The sequence below is a fragment of the Emticicia sp. MM genome (assembly GCF_001649495.1).
This window is the reverse complement of record NZ_LXHX01000121.1, coordinates 1-22,169: the sequence shown is the minus strand read 5'-3', so window position 1 is coordinate 22,169 and position 22,169 is coordinate 1. Positions and strand designations below refer to the sequence as shown.

11 protein-coding genes and 1 pseudogene are annotated in these 22,169 nt (G+C 36.3%); 9 read left to right on the top strand and 3 right to left on the bottom strand.

Translation table 11 applies throughout. The features are described 5' to 3' along the window. The first annotated feature begins 19 nt into the window (after window positions 1-19). Window positions 20-1,693 (top strand): alpha-L-fucosidase, encoded by a 1,674-nt coding sequence (locus A6M55_RS17040; protein WP_064198635.1) that lies wholly within the window; start codon window positions 20-22, stop codon window positions 1,691-1,693. Window positions 1,694-1,801: 108 nt separating this feature from the next. Here A6M55_RS17040 and A6M55_RS17035 read toward each other — a convergent pair whose 3' ends face one another. Beyond that, the gene (locus A6M55_RS17035; RefSeq protein WP_229235563.1) at window positions 1,802-2,839 is read right to left on the bottom strand and encodes a LacI family DNA-binding transcriptional regulator; all 1,038 of its coding nucleotides are present in this window, start codon (window positions 2,837-2,839) and stop codon (window positions 1,802-1,804) included. 462 nt (window positions 2,840-3,301) lie between these two features. On the opposite strand from A6M55_RS17035, the gene A6M55_RS17030 reads away from it, so the two are divergent. The 8 genes from A6M55_RS17030 (at window position 3,302) to A6M55_RS16995 (ending at window position 19,677) form a co-directional block, all read left to right on the top strand. Continuing rightward, window positions 3,302-6,391, top strand: coding sequence for a TonB-dependent receptor (locus A6M55_RS17030; RefSeq protein ID WP_229235562.1), 3,090 nt, complete (start codon window positions 3,302-3,304; stop codon window positions 6,389-6,391). 107 nt (window positions 6,392-6,498) lie between these two features. Beyond that, on the top strand, window positions 6,499-7,938 hold the full coding sequence (locus tag A6M55_RS17025) for a RagB/SusD family nutrient uptake outer membrane protein (protein ID WP_064198633.1): 1,440 nt from the start codon (window positions 6,499-6,501) through the stop codon (window positions 7,936-7,938). Window positions 7,939-8,228: 290 nt separating this feature from the next. Beyond that, window positions 8,229-11,168 (top strand): glycosyl hydrolase family 95 catalytic domain-containing protein, encoded by a 2,940-nt coding sequence (locus A6M55_RS17020; protein WP_197491727.1) that lies wholly within the window; start codon window positions 8,229-8,231, stop codon window positions 11,166-11,168. 342 nt (window positions 11,169-11,510) lie between these two features. Continuing rightward, a complete protein-coding gene (locus A6M55_RS17015) occupies window positions 11,511-12,608 on the top strand; it encodes a glycoside hydrolase family protein (RefSeq protein ID WP_064198632.1) in 1,098 nt (365 codons plus the stop codon). 5 nt (window positions 12,609-12,613) lie between these two features. Then, the gene (locus tag A6M55_RS17010) at window positions 12,614-13,639 is read left to right on the top strand and encodes a glycoside hydrolase family protein (RefSeq protein ID WP_064198631.1); all 1,026 of its coding nucleotides are present in this window, start codon (window positions 12,614-12,616) and stop codon (window positions 13,637-13,639) included. A gap of 75 nt (window positions 13,640-13,714) precedes the next feature. Continuing rightward, window positions 13,715-15,997: an FAD-dependent oxidoreductase gene (locus tag A6M55_RS17005; RefSeq protein WP_064198630.1), complete on the top strand. Its 2,283-nt coding sequence runs from the start codon at window positions 13,715-13,717 to the stop codon at window positions 15,995-15,997. A gap of 21 nt (window positions 15,998-16,018) precedes the next feature. After that, window positions 16,019-17,680 (top strand): sodium:solute symporter family protein, encoded by a 1,662-nt coding sequence (locus A6M55_RS17000; RefSeq protein ID WP_064198629.1) that lies wholly within the window; start codon window positions 16,019-16,021, stop codon window positions 17,678-17,680. Between the two features lie 65 nt (window positions 17,681-17,745). Further along, window positions 17,746-19,677 carry an FAD-dependent oxidoreductase gene (locus A6M55_RS16995; RefSeq protein ID WP_197491726.1) on the top strand — a complete coding sequence of 644 codons (1,932 nt, stop codon included), beginning with the start codon at window positions 17,746-17,748 and terminating at the stop codon, window positions 19,675-19,677. A 476-nt stretch (window positions 19,678-20,153) separates the two neighbouring features. On the opposite strand, the gene A6M55_RS16990 is transcribed toward A6M55_RS16995, so the two are convergent. Continuing rightward, entirely contained in the window at window positions 20,154-21,332 is a 1,179-nt protein-coding gene (locus A6M55_RS16990; RefSeq protein ID WP_064198628.1) for an ATP-binding protein, read from the bottom strand. 519 nt (window positions 21,333-21,851) lie between these two features. Next, a pseudogene (locus A6M55_RS16985) lies at window positions 21,852-22,169 on the bottom strand (TonB-dependent receptor); the annotation flags it as partial.

Below are 22,169 nucleotides of genomic sequence, written 5' to 3'. Positions count from 1 at the left end.
ATCAAAAAAGCATTCCAAAATGAAAAAAATAGGCTTATTTATTCTTTTAATGTGTCATTTAATAGTTGATGCCCAGCCGCTTGCAAAGCCATCTGCGGTGCAATACAAATGGCAAGAACAAGGCCGAATAATGTTCGTACATTTCGGGGTAGCTACTTGGCTCGGACAAGAATATGATGAAACTGGCGAATTTGATATTTCTCGCATAAACCCTACTAAATTAGATACAGATCAATGGTGTAGAGTGGCAAAATCTTGGGGAGCAAAAGAGATAATTTTTGTGGCGAAACACGCAGGAAGTTTTTGTTGGTGGCCTACCTATACTACCGAATATTGTGTAAGAAACATCCCTTGGAAAAACGGCAAAGGTGATTTAATTAAAGACATTGCTGAATCTTGTAAAAAAGCGGGTTTAAATCTTGGAATATATATTTACCCCGGTGACATCAAATGGGGTGCAGGGCTGGGTAGTGGTGGAATCACAAAAGACCCAAGTAAACAAGAAGAATACAACAAAATTTTCAGACAACAACTCACTGAAGTCCTCACAAATTATGGACAAATGCTTGAAGTATGGTTTGATGGTTCTTGTAAAGTACCTGTGAGTGATATTTTACAAAAATATGCTGCCAAAGCAGTCATTTTTCAAGGTTCTGATGCCACTATCCGTTGGCCAGGTACTGAAAGTGGAATATTGCATTATCCAGTTTGGAATACTGTAAACAGTAAAGTATTAAAATCGGGAGTAGCAACTCAATATGATGATGACCCCAATGGAGATGCTTGGGCTCCACTTGAAGCAGATGTAACCTTGTATAATCATAATTGGTTTTGGTCTGCTAAAAATGAAGCCAAACGTAGGTCTGTAAATGAACTCATGGAAATTTATTATAACTCTGTGGGTAATGGAGGTACATTACTTTTAAATTCGAGTCCAGACACTACGGGCTTAATCCCAGAAGGTGACGTAAAGCGTTATGCCGAATTCGGTGCTGAAATCAACAGAAGGTTTCAAAAACCAGTAGCCGAAGTTTCTAACAAAAAGGCAAAAGAAGTTGAACTTACATTTCCCCAAGCAAATCTAATCAACCACATCGTTTTAAAAGAAAAGTATGAAGAAGGGCATAGAATTCGAAAATTTGAAGTTTGGGGTTTAACAAAAGATAAATGGCAAAAAATAGGTGAGGGAAGTTCAGTAGGTGTTAATAAAATTATTTTTTTTGAGGATATAAAAGTTTCTAAAATAAAGTTTAAAATTACAGAATGTGTGGGTGTTCCATTAATAAGGTCAATTTCTGCATTTTATGTAAAAGGTTTTGAAATGCCTCCATCTGTAAAGGAAGCCAAAGAATATACAATATTACAAGAATGGGATACCAAAAACTTTGTAAATGGTAAAGGAGAAATGCGTGTTGATTTGAGTAGTTTTATCACCGCACCCGGCCAGTATGAAGTTAGCTTTACAAATGCTGTAAGTGTCACGGGAATGTGGGTGGAGAAAGCCCAAATAATATTTGATAATGACCCAAATACACTTCAAGAGTTTATACAACGGAAATCCAACGAGAATATATTTTATATTAACAGAACTGGCCAAATCGATAAAAATACAAGTTCTATTTTGAAAGCAGAAATGAGTTCAGATAATAGTTCGTTTCAAAATAAGGGTTTTATTAAAATCAGAAAAAGGTGAAAATGAGCTTGTCTGCTTGAAAAATTAATTTATTAATTGGATTGAAAATTAAATTTTAAAATGGCTTTTCTAATACAAATTTATTAATAATTACCTAAAAACCTTAATTTAACTACCAGAAGACCCTCTTACGACTAACTTTACATCTAAAGTTTTAACAATGGACTTTGAAATGACTGATTCTGAATTAATGGAGTTCAATAGTGTTTGAGCGGCAACTTTACCTATCTCTTGGGTTGGTTGAGCTATAGTTGTAAGTCCGGGCTCAATAAATGCAGCAATAGGGTCATCACTAAAACCAACTATAGCCAATTGTTCTGGTATTTTAATTCCTTTTGAACGTGCCAATAATATAATTTCAATGGCTGAGGGGTCGTTCACAGCAAAAATTGCATCAGGTGGATTGGGCAATTCCAGTAAATAATTTCCATAAATTCTTGCTTTCCCTTCAGTTAAATCTGAATGAATTATCAAATCATTTTCTATTGGCAAATTATATTTTTTCAACGCATCTTTATAGCCTCTGAGTCTTTGCTGGCTCAATAAAAGATTTGGTGGGCCTGCCAAATGGGCTATCCTTTTATTTCCATTCGAAATTAAATGTTCTACTGCCTGAAAAGCCCCAGAGTAATCATCAACAATTATTTTCGGAGCATTAATTTCATCACATACTCTATTGAAAAAAACCATTGGAATCTGTTTTTTTTCAAAGACTTTAAAATGCTCAAAGTTATTTGTTTCCTTCGTCAAAGAAACCAATAATCCATCAATTCTACTGGCTAAGAGTATTTTGGTATTGGTAACCTCATTCATATAGCTTTCATCTGACTGCATAATAATCTGGTTATATCCTGCTTTTGAAAGTACTTCTTGAATACCAATAATCACTGAAGGGAAAAAAGTATGATAAAATTCGGGTACTAATGTCCCAATTACCTTACTCTGACTTTTTACCAAATTATAAGCCAATAAATTAGGTTGATAATCTAATTCTGCCGCCATATCCATAACTGCCTTTCGGGTATTTGGGTTAACCTCGGGATGGTCGTGCAAGGCACGAGAAACAGTTGAATTTGATAAACCTAAGGCCTGAGCAATGTCGATAATAGTAGTTTGATGATTTTTCTTTTTAATCTTATTCGACAAATCAATTTCCCTCTTTTCTATGAAATGTATTTTACATTCTTTACAAAAAAAACGCTGGTTTCCTCGTAAAAACCCTGCCTTTAGTATTGATTCTACTTTACCACATTTAATGCATTTAATCATAATTAAAATATAATTATTCTAAGTTTTATAGCAATTTTAAAACTTTTGATGTTTAAAGAGAAATAATTATCAAAATTATAAAACCTCTTCATAAATAGTACTAAATCAATAATTTATTTAATATTTTTTTTCTATCACAAACGTTTTCACAAACGTTTGTGATAGAATTTGTCAAAATCCAGTTAAAAAAGCCACTTAGGTGCTATTTGATTCTAATTTATAGTCACTAAATTCAATTAAAAGTAGCAATTAACAATTATTAAAATTATGGTAATTGTCACACTTAAATTGTATTATTTCTATATTTTTTTACGATTTTCAAAAACAAATAAATGTTATATGGAATTACTTTTATCAAACACTCTTATTAAAACAAAAATAGCCATGTTTGGCTATTTTCTCGCATTCTTTCTATTTCTTAATCAAAAAGGCAATGCTTTTCAAGTAGCATTTCAGGTAAAGGGAAAAGTAAGCTCTACAACAGACTCGAACGGTTTACCTGGAGTGAATATTACTGTAAAAGGTACAAATAAAGGAACATCTACAGATAGCAAGGGCAATTTCTCAATTGTAGTTGATAGTCCTGAATCTGTATTGGTTTTTAGTATGATCGGATTTAATACAAAGGAAGTGCGTGCTGGTAATCAGACTCTTATCAATGTAGTATTAGAAGAAAGTAATAATGAATTAGATGAAGTTGTAGTTATTGGTTACGGCGAAGCAAAAAAATCAGATTTAACTGGTTCAGTATCATCAATAAAGGCTGTTGAACTCAAACAAACACCTATTGCCAATTTTGTTCAAGGTTTGCAGGCACGAGCATCGGGCGTGCAGGTAACTCAAAATTCAGGTGCACCTGGTGGTAGTATAAGTGTACGTGTGCGAGGTAATAATTCTATAAGTGGTAGTAGTGAGCCGCTCTATGTAATTGATGGGTTTCCAATTGCTGGTAGTGATAACCCAATAGCTGGAGGCGGAAGTGGAATTGGAACTGAAAATGGCAATCGATTATCGGTTTTATCGACACTAAATCCTAATGACATTGAGTCAATCGAGGTTTTGAAAGATGCATCTGCAACTGCTATTTATGGTACGAGAGGGGCAAATGGTGTAGTTTTAATTACTACAAAACGAGGAAAGGCAGGCAAAACCAAAGTTACGTATGAAGGCTATTATGGCAATCAAAAAATCAATAAAGTGATGGATATGATGAATGCCGAACAATATGCTCTTTATGAAAATGAACTATTGGGAACAAATATAAACCCCGACCCTAAATCATTGGGCGTTGGCACTGACTGGCAAAGTTTAGTATTCCGTCCAGCCGCAATCCAAAACCATCAGCTATCCGTTTCTGGTGGAAACGAAAAAACACAATACAATATTTCGTTGAGCCATTTTAATCAAGATGGTATCATCATTACTTCTAATTTTAATAGAAGTGCTTTAAGAATTAACCTTGATAATGTAATAAACAACAACTTCAAAATAGGTACAAGTATCACCTATAATTATGCTATTAATAATGGAGCTGCCACTTCATCAGCCAATGATGGTGGAGCTGGTATTGTTGTAACTGCTTTACAAGCCGCCCCTTATCTACCAGCTTTTGGAGCAGATGGCAGAACTGCTATTTACGATGGCCGTTTTGTAGATGTTATTAATCCTCTTTCATTAGCATATTCGATAACAAACCGTAATACCACTCGACGATTTTTAGGTAATATTTTCGCTGATTGGACAATAGCGAAGGGTTTAACTTATAAGGCTTCGTTTGGAGGTGATTTAATCAATGACTCAAGAGATGCATATGCAGATAAATACCTCCGTTCAGCTGCTATTGTCAATGGTATTGGAGGAAAAGGGAGTGTTTATTCTAATACATATTTACATGAAAGTTTACTTAATTATCAGAAAAAGTTAGGTGAGCATGACTTAGTTTTTACAGGTGTTTTTTCTACTCAAAGCCAAGTGCAACAGTCTGATGCGATTACTGGTTCACAGTTTCCAAACGATTTGGTTTTCAATAATAACCTCAGCCAAGCCGCAGTAGTAACGGTATCGAGTAATAAACAAAGTTGGCGACTTGATTCATATACAGGTAGAATAAACTACAACTTCAATAGTAAATATTTACTCACATTGACAGGACGTGTGGATGGTTCAAGCCGTTTTGGAACGAACAATAAATATGGATTCTTCCCCTCTGTTGCTGCCGCATGGCGTATATCGGAAGAAGGATTCATGAAAAAACAGAATCTTATTTCTGATTTGAAATTACGCGTAAGCTATGGAATTACTGGTAATGCTGATATTCCACTTTATAACTCTTTGGCACGATTAAACTCAGTTGGAAATTATAATTTCAACAATCAACGTACCATTGGTATTGCTGCCGCTAATATTTCTAATCCTGATTTAAAATGGGAAAAAAGTGGACAGGCTGATATTGGTATTGACATTGGTTTGATGAATAACCGCATCCGAGTTGCAGCTGATGTCTATAAAAAGAATACAAGAGACCTATTGTTGTCAAGGTCAGTTCCACTTTCATCAGGTTTTGCTTCCGTATTTGGTAATTTTGGATCAGTGGAAAATAAAGGAATAGAATTGAGCCTCAACGCTACAATATTAAACAGGGCTGTCAAATGGGATATTGGGGGGAATTTTTCCGCAAATAGAAATAAACTCACCTTAATAGATGGTGTAAGAACACAAATTTTACCAGCTGATGGTACAGGAACGGTAGCAGCATTTTCAAACACAAGTATACTACGAATTGGTGAACCCATTGGCTCATTTTATGGATATTTTTTTGATGGTATCTATCAAATTGGTGATAATATTCCAACAGGTAAATCTGCCGGTAACATACGCTACCGAGACCTTAATGGAGATGGAGTTATTTCAGCTGCTGACCAAAATATTATTGGTAACCCTAATCCAAATTTTATATTTGGTCTAAACAATAATGTTAAATTTAAAAATTTTGATTTGAGTTTATTTATTCAAGGGGTACAGGGTAATGATATTTTTAATGCTGCAAGACTAAGGTCAGAGGGTGGGGCAGGACCAAACCAATATGCCACTATGCTCGACCGCTGGACACCTACAAATCCTTCGAACAAATATCAAAAGGCTTCGATTGGACAACGTATCAACCAGTCTGATATACACATAGAAGATGGGTCTTTTATCAGATTTAAAAATCTAACATTTGGCTATACACTTCCTGCTATTGGTAAAAACGCATATTTGGCAAATTCAAGAATTTATCTAAGTGTAAACAATTTTATCACCATTACAAAATACTCTGGTTATGACCCTGAAGTAAATACAGTTGGTCAAAATAACTTGAATCTGGGGGTTGATAATATTGGGTATCCTGTTGCACACTCTTTTATTGCTGGGGTTCAATTGAACTTTTAATGTATGAGATTTATCACATTGGTAGTTTAAAAAAATGAATGAGTTAGAGCTTTTATTTTTTAAAAGTACCTCAAAACTCACATTTCAAATCTTCAATTATTTTCAATATGAAATCAAAATATCATTTACTTATAATCACGGTGGTTGTAACATTTCTTGTAACCGCTTGTAAACTTGATGAAAAGCCTTATTCTTTTGTTTCACCAAGTCAATTCTATACATCTGCTGCCGATGCAGAAGCCGCTTTGACAGCTGCCTACACACCCGTAACAGACCTTTACAGCAGAGTAGGTATTCAATTACCAGAATATTCGGGCGACCAATGTTTTCCTCGTGCTGTTGTTGGGCGTGAACAGCTGACCGTTTTTTCTTATGACGCAACCAACGATTTAGTTGGGCAATATTGGCAGCATTGTTTTAATGGTATCAACAGAACCAATCAAGTTCTTGAAAATGTGCCAAAAATTGTAATGGATGAAACCCGCAAAAAACATATTTTGGCTGAAGCATATTTTTTGAGAGGCTTGTATTATTTTCATTTGGCAAAAACCTTTGGAGACGTGCCTCTTCGACAGACCAGTACAAAAGGTATTGCCAGTACCGAATTAGCCAAAAGCCCTGTGGCAGAAGTTTATGCCTTTGCTATAAAAGATTTGGAAAAAGCTGTTGCTGACTTGCCTAAAACACCAAAAGATAAAGGACGTGCCGCATGGGGAGCCGCAATTGGAGTATTAGCCAAAGCATATTTGTATGCTGGTAACAACGTCAAAGCTGCCGAAAATGCCCAAGCCTTGATAAAATCTAATACATATAGTTTAGTACCTAATGTTTTGGATTTATACAATCCGTTGAAAGAAGATGCTTCCCGCATTGAAGTCATCTTTGCGGCAGAATTTTCAAGCCTTCCAGGATTGATAGGTTATGATTTGTTGGGTTTCTATGCTCCTGCAAATTCGCCACCTGTGTTTTCAAAAACAGCCTTTGGTTCTGCTTTTGGTTATCACGCATTTTACAAGTCTTTTACAAATGACGATAAACGTAAAATGCTTTTAGATACAGCCTATGTCAATGCACAGGGTAAATTGATTGGTCAAGCTGATGTCACTTTACGTGATCGTATCATTGTTAAAAAGTTTATGGATCCCAATTCGAATGGGGCAAATGGCGAAAATAATTTCCCGATTTTACGATTAGCCGATGTCTATCTAATTGCTGCCGAAGCCGAAGCAAGAGCAAATGGTGCCACTCAAACGGCTTATGATGCAATCAATGTTGTCAGAAAAAGAGCAGGTTTACCCAATTTAGTAGCGGGCTTGAGCAAAGACGCTTTCATCGAAGCCGTTTTACAGGAACGGTCTTGGGAGTTGTGCTACGAGGCCGATAGATGGTTTGACCTCACTCGCACAGGAAACTTTAAATCTGTTGCCACTGCTTTAAACTCTTATTACCCGACTCGCCCAGTTCAGGATAAGCATCGCTTTTTCCCGATTCCGAATGCAGAAATTCTGACCAATTCTAAATTGGAGCAAAATCCTGCTTGGAAATAGTCAGAAACAAGGTTTTAAATTACATTTAAGTTTTTAAAGATATACAGCATTTTTCGAGCAATGCTGTATATCTTAATCCTCTCTGTGAATAAAATCAATACATAACAAATTTCCAATTGTGCATAAAATCATACGATTTAGATAATCATGTCTTTAGTATTAAAACAAAATCGACAAAAAAATTGAGTACTAAAATTTTAGACAAGCCAATTAATTTAATGTCAATGTGATTTATGGTGTTAATTTTTGAATTTATTATGAAGTTTTTTCTATTTTCTTTTCTTTGTAGCATGTTATTATTCGACGCCCCACAAGCACAGCCATTGTTTTTGTTGGCGGGTCAAAGTAATGCAAATGGACAGGGAGATTATAATAAAAGTAATCTTTATAGCAGCAATTTAGCATTTGAATATGATGTGCTGAAAGATGCTGTTAAACCACTCAAAGACCCTGTTGGTCAAAAGTGGAAATTGCTTGAGCCTGCCAATACAGGCACAATCTTGCCAGCATTCGTACATGCATTTACCAATTTAACACAACAAAAGGTCATTCTATTAACTGCTTCCAGAGGTGGTAGCTCATGCCACAAAAAAGCCGAACTTGGAACGTATGGTACTTGGGATAAGGGGGGGGAGTTATTTAATCAAGCAATTGAAAAAACAGATAAAGCCATTATAAAAACTGCCAGCAAACTAAGTGGTATTATTTGGGTGCAGGGCGAAAGAGATGCAAATGCCATTAATGATGGAAAGTTAACAGGGCAAGAATACAAGACTTCGCTTATTAGCCTTATTAAACGATTTAGGTTACACTATGGCAAAAATTTGCCTTTTTACATTATTCAAACGGGTTATCAAACTGCCAGACCCAAAGAAGGTAATGATACGGTTAGACTCATGCAAACGGCGGTAGCTAATGAATTGAAGCATGTATTTATTACTTACTCTGAAACGAACTTGTTTTTTGAAAAAAAATGGATGAAAGACAACGTACATTACAATCAAGATGGATTGAATGATATAGGGTTAGCTGTTGGTAAATTCATAGCTGGGCAGGTAACACATCATAAGGAAAATACTAAATTAATTACCAATCAAATTCAAAAACAAACCCTTTGGTACAATACCCCCGCAGCACATTGGCTTGAGGCGTTACCATTAGGAAATGGTTCGTTGGGAGCTATGGTATTTGGAGGCACTGATGTTGAGCGTGTTCAGTTTAATGAAAGTTCATTGAGTACGGGTACTACCGAAACAGTAGGTGCTTATCAACCCTTTGGTGACGTCTATTTTCATTGGCAACACAAAAATGTAACTAATTATAGACGAACATTAAGTTTGAATAATGCCATTCATACGATTACATACTCGGTTGGAGATATTGACTACAAGCATGAATATTTTATCAGCTACCCGAATAAAGCTTTGATAATGCAGGTTACTGCCAATAAACCACATATTTTATCAGCAAATATTACATTAAAAGACGCACATAAAACGCAGACCTCTGTTAATGGAAATAGGTTATCTTTTTCAGGTACTTTAGAAAATAAAATGCAATATGAAGCTATTGCATCTATAACGAATACAGGTGGAACAATCAGTCGAAATGATTCTTCGCTAATTGTTCAAAATGCCGATACGCTGACATGTTATATGGTGGCAGGTACTTCTTTCTTACCTTTTTCAAAGCGAAACTATTTGGGTATTGCTCCACACGAAAATCTTGATAAACAATTAAATGAAACGACTAATATACCTTTTGAGCAATTAAAAAAAACGCACGTACAAGATGTAGAGAGCTTGTATGATAGGGTATGTTTTTCGTTAGGGAATGCAAATGATAATTTACCAACCAACGAACGCTTGATTGCTTACAGTAAAGGCTCTAAAGACCTTGATTTTGAAGCCTTACTTTTTCACTATGGTCGCTATCTATTAATTGCTTCTTCACGAAAGGGTGGATTACCGGCTAATTTACAAGGCATTTGGAATAATGAATTTAAACCTGCGTGGTATTCCCAATATACAACTAATATAAATGTTCAGATGAACTATTGGTTGGCAGAGCAGACTAACTTGCCTGAATGCCATTTGCCCCTATTCGATTGGATAGAGAATTTAGCGGCTGTTAATAAATCAACAACTGACAGTGTATTAAAAGTACCGTTTGGTTGGGTTGCGTACAGTACCAATAACCTTATGGGCGGACCCAGCAAATGGCGTTTACACCGCCCTGGAAGTGCTTGGTTAAGCCAACATTTTTGGGAGCATTATGCTTTTACAGGTGATGTGAAGTTTTTGAAAGAAAGAGCTTATCCTATGTTAAAAGATATCGTTAAATATTGGGAAAATCATTTGATTGAAACCAAAGATGGAAAGCTCGTTACACCCGATGGGTGGAGTCCAGAACACGGGCCTTTTAAAAATGAAGAAGACAAAAAACCTTACATGGGTGCTTCTTATGACCAACAGATCGTCTTCGATTTATTTAGCAATTATATAGATGCAGCTAAGGTGTTAAAGGTTGATGAAACCTACCGACACAAGATTGAAACAATGCGTTCGAAATTATTGGGGCCTCAAATAGGTAATTGGGGGCAGCTGCAAGAATGGATGGAAGATGTGGATGATTCTACCGACCACCATAGACATAATTCTCATCTATTTGCCGTTCACCCAGGAAGGCAAATTAGCCCTTTAAAAACTCCAAATTTGGCAAAAGCCGCCATTGTTTCGCTCGATGCTCGTGGCGATAAAAGCACAGGTTGGAGCTCGGCTTGGAAAATGAATCTTTTTGCTCGCTTACACCAACCCAATCGTGCTCACAAATTTATCAAAACTTTATTACGTCCTATTTCCCCTACAGAAAAAGGGTTTTCATATAATGGTGGCTTATATCCTAACCTTTTTGATGCTCATCCACCATTCCAGATAGATGGTAATTTCGGCTATACGGCTGGCATTACAGAAATGTTATTGCAAAGCCAAAACAATATAATTCATGTTTTACCTGCCTTACCCGAAGAATGGCAAAACGGAAACATCAGTGGTATCAAAGCAAGAGGCAATATTGAAGTAAAAATTGACTGGCAAAAAGGTGAATTAGTACGATGTAATTTAAAACCAAAGAAAACAGGCTGGTATCAAATTCAATATAAAAATGTATTGAAAAAGGTAAAATTGAAGACTGGAAAATGGTATCAATTAGATAAATCGTTTTTTAACTGAAAAATTTCTGTAGTAATTACATGTCAATATGAAATAGCTTTTTTTATGTACAAAAATCTGAATTCAAACATCAAATCGATTGATATAATAAAATCGATATTGAAAAAAATTTAAAATATTAAAAACTAACCGATTTATCTTTAAATGAAAGTGAATCAATTTAGTGCACATATTTAAGACAGGCTAAATGCAGGAACGCTGGCTAATGCACCTTTTTTAAGCGACCAAGAAACTCTCAATTGGGGGTTTATGGATATGAAGACATGCGTTTATGCCTATAATCGAGGAACAGGCAAACCTATTGTTGCTGATTTTAATTGGTTTAAAATTGAAAAATAGAATATGAAGATAAAATTAACGATTAGTTTCTTGCTTTATGCCACCTATTTATTGGCACAAAAGCCCGAAATAAATAAAAAAATAGATAGCCTTGACCTATTTTCTATGGTTCAACCAGTACCTGCTACCCATATTTTCAGTGATACTGCTTATAATATTTGGTGCGGTTCGGTAACGAAAGCAAAAAGTGGCAAGTTTTATATGTTTTATAGTCGTTGGAAAAGAGAATTGGGACATGAAGCGTGGATTACACATTCCGAAATCGCTTTAGCAAAGGCTGATAATCCCGAAGGCCCCTACCGACATATAAAAGTCATTTTGCCGCCTCGAGGCACACAATTTTGGGACGGTACAACGACCCATAATCCCGCAATTTTGCCATATAAAGGCAAATTTTACTTGTATTACATGGGTTCGACGGGCAAATCTTACGTAAAACCACATACTTCTTACAATAATCCTAATTGGTGGGAGTACCGAAACAACCAACGCATTGGTGTGGCCGTTGCCAATGACCCCGAAGGTGATTGGATGCGATTTGATACACCTATTTTGGACGTAGGTTCAGATTCAACGGCAGCCGACGCTTTAATGGTTTCAAACCCTGCCATTACGGTTGATAAAAACGGTCGCTTTATCTTAATCTATAAACAAGTTGAAAAAAAGACGGGGGTACTGCGGGGCGGTAAAGTCCGTTTTGGGGTGGCATTTTCTAAGTCGCCTAATGGGGATTTTATAAAACATAATAAGCCCATTTTTGAGGCAAAAGACAGCGAAAAAGAATGGATGGTGGCAGAAGACCCCTTTATTTGGCATCAACAAGAGGTAAATTACGCCATCGTACGTGATGTTGTGGGCAAATTTACAGGTGAAAGTGGAGCATTGGCGTTGATGATTTCAACCAATGGTATTGATTGGCAACCAGCCCAACACCCCAAAGTTTTAGCAAATAAAGTCTATCAGGCGAATGGTAAGGCATTTGATGACAAATTAGAACGCCCCTGCTTGTATATCGAACAGAGTGTTCCAAAGTTGTTGTTTGGTGCTATGGGTTTTGAAAAAAGAAAATATTCAGTAAATGTGGCCGTGCCATTAAAATAATCACAATGAAAAAAATTAAACTATTGACAATCATGGTCTTATGCTTTTTTCAGAATCTAAAAGCACAAGACTTAGACGTATCTAAATGGATACAACCAATGCCTGATAATGCTATTTTTCAAGAAAAAGATTACCTCGTTTGGTGCGGTTCAATGGTCAAGGGAGATGATAACAAGTATTACCTTTTTTATAGTCGTTGGCCTAAAAGTAAAAAACATCAGGCTTGGGTTACTGATAGCGAGGTAGCGGTTGCCGTTTCAGATTTTCCTACTGGACCTTACAAGTTTGTAAAAGTTATATTACCCAAGAGGGATAAAAAATATTGGGATGCTGACGTTACTCATAACCCGACCATTCACAAATTTGGTAAAAAATACTATCTCTACTACATGGGTAACTACGGAAATGGAGAATGGTGGAATCATCGTAATCATCAACGCATCGGCGTAGCTGTTGCCAATTCACCGACAGGTAAGTGGAAACGGTGCAAAAAACCCTTGATTGATACAACCACTAATAGTTTCGACCACTTACTGACAAGTAACCCCTCTGTAACTCAACGACCTGATGGAAAATTTTTAATGGTTTACAAGGCGGTCAGTAATGGGAAAATGCCTTTTGGTGGACGTGTGTTGCATGGTGTAGCAATTGCCGATAAACCCGAAGGTCCATTTATAAAACAGCCCAAACCCGTTTTTGTAAAAGATACAGTCAAATTTGCTGCCGAAGACCCGTATATCTGGTTTCAAGAAGGCAAATATTGGGCTATTGTGAAGGATATGAAAGGGGTCTTTACGAATGCAGGAACAAGCCTTGCCTTGTTTGAGTCACCGAATGGTTTAGACTGGCAACCTGCTAAAAATATCTTAGTTTCAACGCTAAAAATACCAACAAATCAAGGCTTCAAAACTGTTACTAAATTAGAACGCCCGCAATTGTACTTTGAAAACGGTAAACCAAAAATATTGTTTTGTGCTGTTTATGAGAGCGAAACCGTGAATTATAATGTGGCAATTCCACTCGAATATTAGATAATAACCTTACTGATTATTTGAAAATGGGTGCTAAATCATTAAAAAAAGTGTAATTAGGTTAGAAAAAAATTTATGATAAAAGATAATCCAACATACAGTAGAAATTTTAGAAATCAGCAAATAAAATCTGATTTAGTAATAGTTGGTGGCGGCTTGTCGGGCGTATGTTGTGCAATTACGGCTGCACGCCAAGGTATCAAGGTTGTTTTGGTACAAGACAGACCAGTTTTGGGTGGTAATGCTTCAAGCGAAGTACGTTTATGGGTTTTAGGTGCAACTTCGCACATGGGCAATAATAACCGTTGGGCAAGAGAAGGTGGCGTAATTGATGAATTATTGGTTGAAAATATGTATCGAAATCCCGAGGGTAATCCACTAATTTTTGATACGATTTTGCTTGAAAAAGTCATAGAGGAAAAAAATATCACCTTACTTTTAAACACCGCTGTTTATGAAATAGGCAAGGTAAATGCCGATATAATTGAGTCTGTTACTGCATTTTGTCCTCAAAATCAAACGACCTACACACTTGTAGCACCGCTGTTTTGCGATGCTTCGGGCGATGGCGTTGTCGGCTTTTTATCGGGTGCAGCATTTCGAATGGGGGCTGAAAAACAAGAAGAATTTGGCGAAAAATTTGCCCCATCAGAAGAATATGGCGAGCTATTAGGTCATTCTCTTTATTTTTATTCAAAAGATGTGGGTAAACCTGTCAAATTCGTTGCCCCAAGTTATGCCATAGATGTATCTGAGCAAATACCCCGCTTTCGCAGTTTCAATACCCAAGAATATGGTTGCCGCCTGTGGTGGCTCGAATATGGCGGACGATTGGACACAGTGCATGATACCGAACTGATTAAATGGGAATTGTGGCGTGTAGCGTATGGTGTTTGGGACTACATAAAAAATTCGGGTAATTTTCCAGAATCTGAAAACCTTACACTTGAATGGGTGGGTACTATTCCTGGTAAGCGTGAAAGCCGCCGTTTTGAAGGCGACTATATGCTCATTCAGCAAGATATTGTTGAGCAACGCACCCATTTCGATGCGGTTGCTTTTGGCGGGTGGTCTATCGACTTACACCCTGCTGACGGCGTTTTTAGTGATAAACCCGGCTGTAATCAGTGGCACAGCAAAGGTATTTACGATATTCCGTATCGCACAATGTACTCTCGAAATATCAAAAATTTGTTCCTCACAGGGCGTATTATTTCGGCAAGCCACGTAGCTTTTGGCTCGTCGAGGGTGATGGCAACATCTGCTTACTGCGGGCAAGCGGTTGGCGTAGCGGCGGCATTGGCACATCGTGAGGGTGTTTTACCCAAGCAGCTTTTAGAAAAGAATCTTTTAGAACAACTGCAAACACAACTTATTCAGACTGGTCAGTTTTTACCGAATATTGTATTAAAGGATAAGGCAGATTTAGTACAAAATGCCCTTATTAGAGCTTCGAGCGAACTGAAAATTCATGAGTTTGAAGAGAATAAAGATTTATTGCAGCCGCTCAGTATTTCAGTTGCCCAAATGATTCCGCTGAGTGGTGGTCGGATTCCTAATTTGATTGTTCATGCTTACGGTGAAACTGAAACAACGTTGGAAGTGGAATTGCGGATAAGTGACAAAGCTACCAATCAAACACCAAATGTCATCATTGCTAAAAAATCTATTGCAATTAGAAAAGGACGCAATTGTTTGAATTTGGACTGGGAAGGGCTGTCGATAAATACTCCTCAATATGTTTACGTTTGTTTGATGAAAAATGAACAAATCAGTATTTCTCGTACCGAAAAACGTGTAACTGGAATTTTATCAGTTTTCAATACTGTCAATAAGGCAGTTTCAAACTACGGAAAACAAGAACCAACTGAAGATATAGGCGTTGATACGTTTGAATTTTGGACACCCAAACGCCGTCCGGAAGGACATAATTTATCCTTCAAAATTGATAGTCCTATTGCATTATTTTCAGCCGAAAATATCAAAAATGGCATTGCTCGTCCTACAATACGCCCTAATGCGTGGGTGGCTGATTTTAAAGATAAAACCCCTATTTTAACCTTAAATTGGACGAATAAGCAAAGCATCTCACGCATTGAAATCAGTTTTGATACCGATTTTGACCATCCAATGGAATCTGTTTTAATGACTCATCCAGAAAATGTGATGCCATTCTGTGTTAGAAACTATCGTATTTTAGATGATAAAAATCAAATTATTTTTGAAAAAAAGGGTAACTATCAAACTCGGAATATCATCAATTTAGAAAAAACTATTTCAACAAAATTAATAACAATAGAATTGGAACACCCCTCTATCAATACACCTGCCAGTGTCTTTGAGGTGCGTTGTTATTAAACAATTAACCTGCAAGCAATAATGGTACAATTAGATTTTATAGTAATGGCAGTTTTTGCCTTGTTAATACTTTCAATAGGAATGGCCTTTACCCGTATGGGGAGTAAAAACTCACAATCGTTTTTTGAAGGTGGAGGGGCTATTCCTTGGTGGATTAATGGCTTATCTCTTTTTGTGAGTTACTTTTCTGCGGGTACATTTGTAGTATGGGGTTCAATTGCTTACAAACACGGATTGGTTGCCAATGGTATTCAACTAACAATGGTTTTAGGTGGTTTGATAACTGCTATTTTCCTCACTAAAAAATGGAAACAGACAGGTATTGTAACGGCTGCTGAATATATCGGACAACGATTTGGAACTAAAACACAGCAATTCTACACCTATCTCATTATGTTACATGGTCTATTTATGACTGCCTCAGTCTTATACCCTGTTGGTAAAATGGTACACGTCGCCACGCCACTATCGCTTGAAACATGTATTATTATTATCGGTACGATGATTATTTTATACACAGCGGCTGGTGGGTTGTGGGCTGTTTTAGTGACAGATGTGGTACAATTTGTGGTATTAGCATCGGCTGTTTTAATCGTTATACCAATAGCTTTTGGCTATGTAGGTGGTGTAAATAATTTTATTAGCCAAGCACCACAAGGTTTTTTTAATTTTTTTAATGAAGAATATTCACTTGGATTTGCCTTAGCTTTTTTGGCTTATCAGACAACCTATATTGGAGGCAATTGGGCGTATGTACAGCGATATACAAGCGTTGCTAATGAGCGAGACTCTCAAAAAGTGGCATATCTATTTTCGGGTTTATATCTCATCAGCCCTTTTATATGGATGTTGCCACCTATGATTTATCGTATTATTAACCCTAATTTGCAAGGTTTAGAGCCCGAAGGGGCATACATGATGCTTTGTCAAAAGGTTTTACCTGCGGGCTTAATTGGTTTAATCTTAGCAGGGATGGTATCCGCAACAGCCAGTAAGGCGAATACGACGATTAACTTAGTTGCCACCGTTTTTGCCCATGATGTGTATAGAAATCTTTTTAACCCAAAAGCTTCTGAAAAAACTTTGATTTTCTCTGCTCGCATTTTCACTGTATTATTTGGAGCATTAACAGTTATCATTGCTATACTTGTGCCTAAAGTAGGTGGTATTGTTGAGTTGGTTTTGAGTACAGCATCAATAGCTGGGGGAGCCTTATTTGCCCCCATAATTTGGTCGCTATTTTCGAAACGACAAACAAGTACATCAGTAGTAACAATCTCGGTTATCGCCTTAGTTGTGAGTTTATTTTTCAAAATATTTAGTGTATCTGTTTTAGGATTTAAACTTAATCGCACTTATGAAACAACTTTGGGTGTAGGTTTACCTCTATTGTTATTGGCATTATTTGACATCTATCAAATCATTAGAGGCGTTGAATATAAACAAATTTTAATTCAAGCCCAAAAAGAGCAAGAAGACTCAAGTATTCCAGTTCATAATACAGAAGAGGCCAATCAACAAAATCGTTTTGGTGTACAGGTTATTGCTTTATCAATGGGTTTCGTGGGGCTTGGGGTTTCAATATTGGGCTTATTTGCCAATCAGAATATTCCTGCAATCGTTGTTGGATTATTGATATTTTGCTTAGCGGTATTGATTGGGTGGCGAACTAAAAAAATGTAATTCAAAAACAAACAAAATGACACAGTAAAGCGGTAAATTAGTAAAATGATAAAAATTAAAATAGCATGAAAAGAAGAAATTTTATCGGAGTATTAGGCAATACCAGTTTGATGCTTTTGGCAGGTGGTTTAAAGGATACATTAGCGTCATCAAATAAGCATACAAATAACGAATTTGTTTTTCTTGAAGCCGAGCAATTTGCCAATTTTGGTGGATGGAATATCGACCAACAATCCATGGATAAAATGGGTAGCCCATATTTATTGGCTCATGGATTGGGAATACCTGTAGAAGATGCTACTACTGAAATTACGTTCCCATCAGCAGGAACTTATCGTGTTTGGGTACGTACCAAAGATTGGGTTGCCCATTGGAATGCCCCTGGAACTCCAGGGAAGTTTCAATTATTAGTCGATGATAAACCCCTGAAAGAAACGTTCGGTACAAAAGGAGCAGATTGGCATTGGCATGATGGTGGAACTGTAAAAGTAGGAAAAAAGACGAAAGTAGCACTACATGATTTGACAGGTTTTGAGGGGAGATGTGAAGCAATTTTATTTTGCAAAGACATTAATTTTCAACCAATTAATGATATTGCTGCTCTAACCAAATTTAGACGTAAACTTTTAGGATTACCTGATAAACCTGCCGACGGAGGGTCATTCGATTTGATAGTAGTTGGTGGTGGTTTGGCAGGAACTTGTGCTGCTATTTCTGCTGCAAGAAACGGTGTAAAAGTAGCATTAGTACAAGATAGACCAGTATTAGGTGGAAACGGTAGTTCTGAAGTACGAGTATGGCCAGAAGGACATACTAACAAAGAGCCTTACCCACACGTTGGCGATATTGTGACTGAAATTTTACCCAATATTACTAAAGGTTCTGGACAAGTTTTCAATGGAGTAAGTGCCGAGTATTATGACGATAACCTAAAATTGGAAGTAGTTAAGCGTGAACCGAATATCAAACTATTTATTGAAAATAGAGCAATTGAGGTTTTAGTAAAAGATAATACAATTAATGGTATTGTTATTCAAAACATAAAAACGGCCAAACAGATACATCTCAAAGCTAAGTTTTTTGCCGATTGCACGGGCGATGCAGTTGTCGGCTTTAAGGCAGGGGCTGACCACGAATATAAAGTTGAGAACCTGATGGGTAGTTCTAATCTCTTTAATGTACTTGATGCCACAAATAAAGAAGAAGTATTAAAATGTGAATGTAAAGATAAAAGTGCTTTGGCAATGAAATGTGAAATCGGGCAGTTTGCTCAACCGTTTCCAAGATGTCCGTGGGCATTAGATTTGGCCGACAAACCTTTCCCTGGCCGAAAGGGAGTAAAAACCTTTGGTCAAGAAGGATTACAGTCTTTTGCCAATATGTGGTATTGGGAAAGTGGTTTCAACCAAAATCAAGTAACAGAAATTGAACTCATTAGAGACCATAACTTTAGGGCAATGTATGGAGCTTGGGATGTCATTAAAAATGTAGATAAAATGTATCCTAATCATCGTTTAGGATGGTCGGCCTACATCGCAGGTAAGCGTGAATCACGCAGATTGATGGGGGATATAGTCTTGGATGCCGAAGATTTCAAGAAACAAACCCAATTTGAAGACGGAGCGTTTCCTTGTTCTTGGCACGTTGATTTACATACCCCCAAAAAAGAATTTAAGGAGGGTTTAGAGGGAATGGAATTCATTTCTGACTACACTCGAGGTAAAGAGTATCAATATGGAGGTCTCTACTGGGCACCTTATCGCACACTTTATAGTCGAAATATAAGTAATTTGTTTATGGCTGGCAGAAACATTAGTGTTACAAAAACAGGTCTTGGGCCAGTTAGGGTAATGAGAACTTGTGGTATGATGGGAGAAGTCGTCGGAAAAGCTGCTTCAATTTGTGTAAAAAACAATGTAACTCCCAGACAAGTTTACGAGAAACACCTTTCTGATCTTATCAATTTATTGAAACAACCAGGTAGAAAGAAGGCATAAGTATCTTTTAGAACCAATTAAAAATTTTGATAAATAATCAGTTATAATTAATCATAAGTTTAATTTCATTCTTAAATCCTCAATGATTTTCAATTGGGGATTTTTTTCATTTTTGTCGCAAAGAATTCATATGATAATAAAAGGTTTCTGTTAGAAAAATATCTTTTATTACATTTGTATATTTTTTCATAAAACTTGATTTTTAGCTTCAAGTTCTATGATTTTTACATACTTAAAATCCATCTGAAAACCAGCCTACAATTCGATAGAGTTTACCAGTCCAGCACGATAGTTTTCCACTACTTTTCGTAAGTAGGGTATGATTTACGGTTTTTTTATTTCTTTGTAAATCCTTGATTATCATATTATTTATATTATATATGTCAAGCTTTTTAAGTAGTACACAAAATGTTATATAATTAATCTTATGTTAAATAAATAAAATTTTCATTTAGATATATTAGAAATTTCTAAATTTAACTTACAATTCCTAATTCTGATAATTGCCATATAACCTCTTTTAGATTGCAGTGTATCCAGTTTTGTTTGATTGCCAAATTGCCACCTGCTGGTGTGACAACAAAATTATGCTCTGTCTTTAAATCATTCACTGATTCTGTTGAGCCTTTCTTTAAAGCTGGTACCAAAGATAATTTAATCTCAATCGAAACCTTGGGTTTCAATCCTTGTACTAAAACTAAATCCATCTCCGCTCCGTTTGAGGTTCGGTAATAATAAGGTGAAATGTCATCTCTAAGTCGCTGAATAATTTGTTCGATCACATATCCCTCCCAAGATGCTCCTGCAACAGGGTTTTGTGTCAAATCAGTAAAAGACCTGACATTATGTAGATAATGTAAATTTCCACTATCCCGGATATATATTTTGGGACTTTTCACAATTCTCTTACTCATATTCACAAACCACGGTTCCAGCCTACGAATTAAAAATGCTTGTTCTAATACATCTATATATCGATGTACGCTTGTATGTGAAATGCCCAGCGAACTCGCGATCATTGAATAGTTTAATAATCCTCCATGAACATGTGAAATCATTCTTAGAAAATTATTGACTAAAATTGACTGATTTGACATTCCAAGATTTGATAAATCTTGCTCAACATAGGTCTTTACAAAATTTTGTTGCCATCTTCCCCATAAATTATCATTCGGTGCAAGTAACGCATCTGGATAGCCCCCCCTTAACCAATGAGTATTTTCAGAGATATTCCCTTGTTCCATTTCTAATCGACCTATTGGTGATAATTCATGGTAAGCCACTCTCCCCGCCAATGATTCTGAACTCTTCTGTAAGAAAACAGGTGATGCCGACCCTAACAATATAAATCTACCCGCTTTTCGGTTTCGATCTATCAAACCTCTAAGCTGAGGTAATAAGGGTAAATATCTCTGAATCTCGTCAATAACAATTGTTTTATCTTGGTTATTATCAATTACCCAAGTTGTATTTCTCACAAGCGTTTCATAATCTTCCGCAATCTCTAAATCAAAATAGATTGAGGCTTTATTAAGTTGATTCATCAAAGACTTTACAAGTGTAGTCTTGCCCACCTGTCTCGGACCTAATATTCCAACCGCAGGAAAAAAATCTAATGCTTCTAAAATAGTCGATTCAAGGTTTCTTTTTATCATTATTCATGCTATTTGAACTTTACAAATGCAATATACATGAATAATATAAGTTTTTAATCATCTATCGACTAAGTTTTTGTTTATTTGGGAATTATTTAGGTGTTGTTTCAAATTGTTAAACTGCTAATACCAGAAATTTATCGGCATCAATTTTTACAATTAATAATGCTTTTTCTGCGAAAATTAGCTTTTCTCAATAATTATCGTCATTTGTATCCCTTCATTTTAAATTGAGACAGTATCTTTCAAAATTCTGTTAAATTTTTACTGTTTCTTTCCTACTTATTTTCATAATTAATAGTAATCATGAAAATTTAACTTCCTAATCATTAGCATTTTGGGATTTAAGTCAAATAAAAGCATCATAAAAATCAAGTATTAGGGCATAAAAGTTATTACGGTCTATTAATCATGAAAAAATAGTCAATATCCCTTTGTTTATCACTTGTAAATTTGGTTTATACATAATGTCGGATTTGCAAACCCGACGCTTTATGTACCAAAAAATATAACAAATTATCAAATGCCAACATTCAAAGTTAGCCATAGACTTCGGCCAACACCATTGATTCCTGAGCCGTGTGTGCGGTAATCTTTGTTCGTAAGGTTTTGAGCAGAAAGATTGATATTCAGCCATTTATACTCATATCCTGCATGAATATTAACAATCTGCCAAGCTGCGGTTCCGTTTTTTCCAATGCGATTGTCGTCCTTATCGCCTTGTGCGAGGCGGTCTTGCTTGGATGCAAAAAGCAATTCGGGGCGAACAAAGAAATTAGTCTTACGATATTCCAAACCAAAACGACCATTGAGCGGTGGAATACGTCGCATCGGTTC

Excerpts from the sequence above, each read along its gene's own strand:
- A6M55_RS17040 (WP_064198635.1), top strand. The coding sequence starts at position 20 with ATGAAAAAAATAGGCTTATTTATTCTTTTAATGTGTCATTTAATAGTT.
- A6M55_RS17030 (WP_229235562.1), top strand. The coding sequence starts at position 3,302 with ATGGAATTACTTTTATCAAACACTCTTATTAAAACAAAAATAGCCATG.
- A6M55_RS17025 (WP_064198633.1), top strand. The coding sequence starts at position 6,499 with ATGAAATCAAAATATCATTTACTTATAATCACGGTGGTTGTAACATTT.
- A6M55_RS17020 (WP_197491727.1), top strand. The coding sequence starts at position 8,229 with ATGTTATTATTCGACGCCCCACAAGCACAGCCATTGTTTTTGTTGGCG.
- A6M55_RS17015 (WP_064198632.1), top strand. The coding sequence starts at position 11,511 with ATGAAGATAAAATTAACGATTAGTTTCTTGCTTTATGCCACCTATTTA.
- A6M55_RS17010 (WP_064198631.1), top strand. The coding sequence starts at position 12,614 with ATGAAAAAAATTAAACTATTGACAATCATGGTCTTATGCTTTTTTCAG.
- A6M55_RS17005 (WP_064198630.1), top strand. The coding sequence starts at position 13,715 with ATGATAAAAGATAATCCAACATACAGTAGAAATTTTAGAAATCAGCAA.
- A6M55_RS17000 (WP_064198629.1), top strand. The coding sequence starts at position 16,019 with ATGGTACAATTAGATTTTATAGTAATGGCAGTTTTTGCCTTGTTAATA.
- A6M55_RS16995 (WP_197491726.1), top strand. The coding sequence starts at position 17,746 with ATGAAAAGAAGAAATTTTATCGGAGTATTAGGCAATACCAGTTTGATG.
- A6M55_RS16990 (WP_064198628.1), bottom strand. The coding sequence starts at position 21,332 with ATGATAAAAAGAAACCTTGAATCGACTATTTTAGAAGCATTAGATTTT.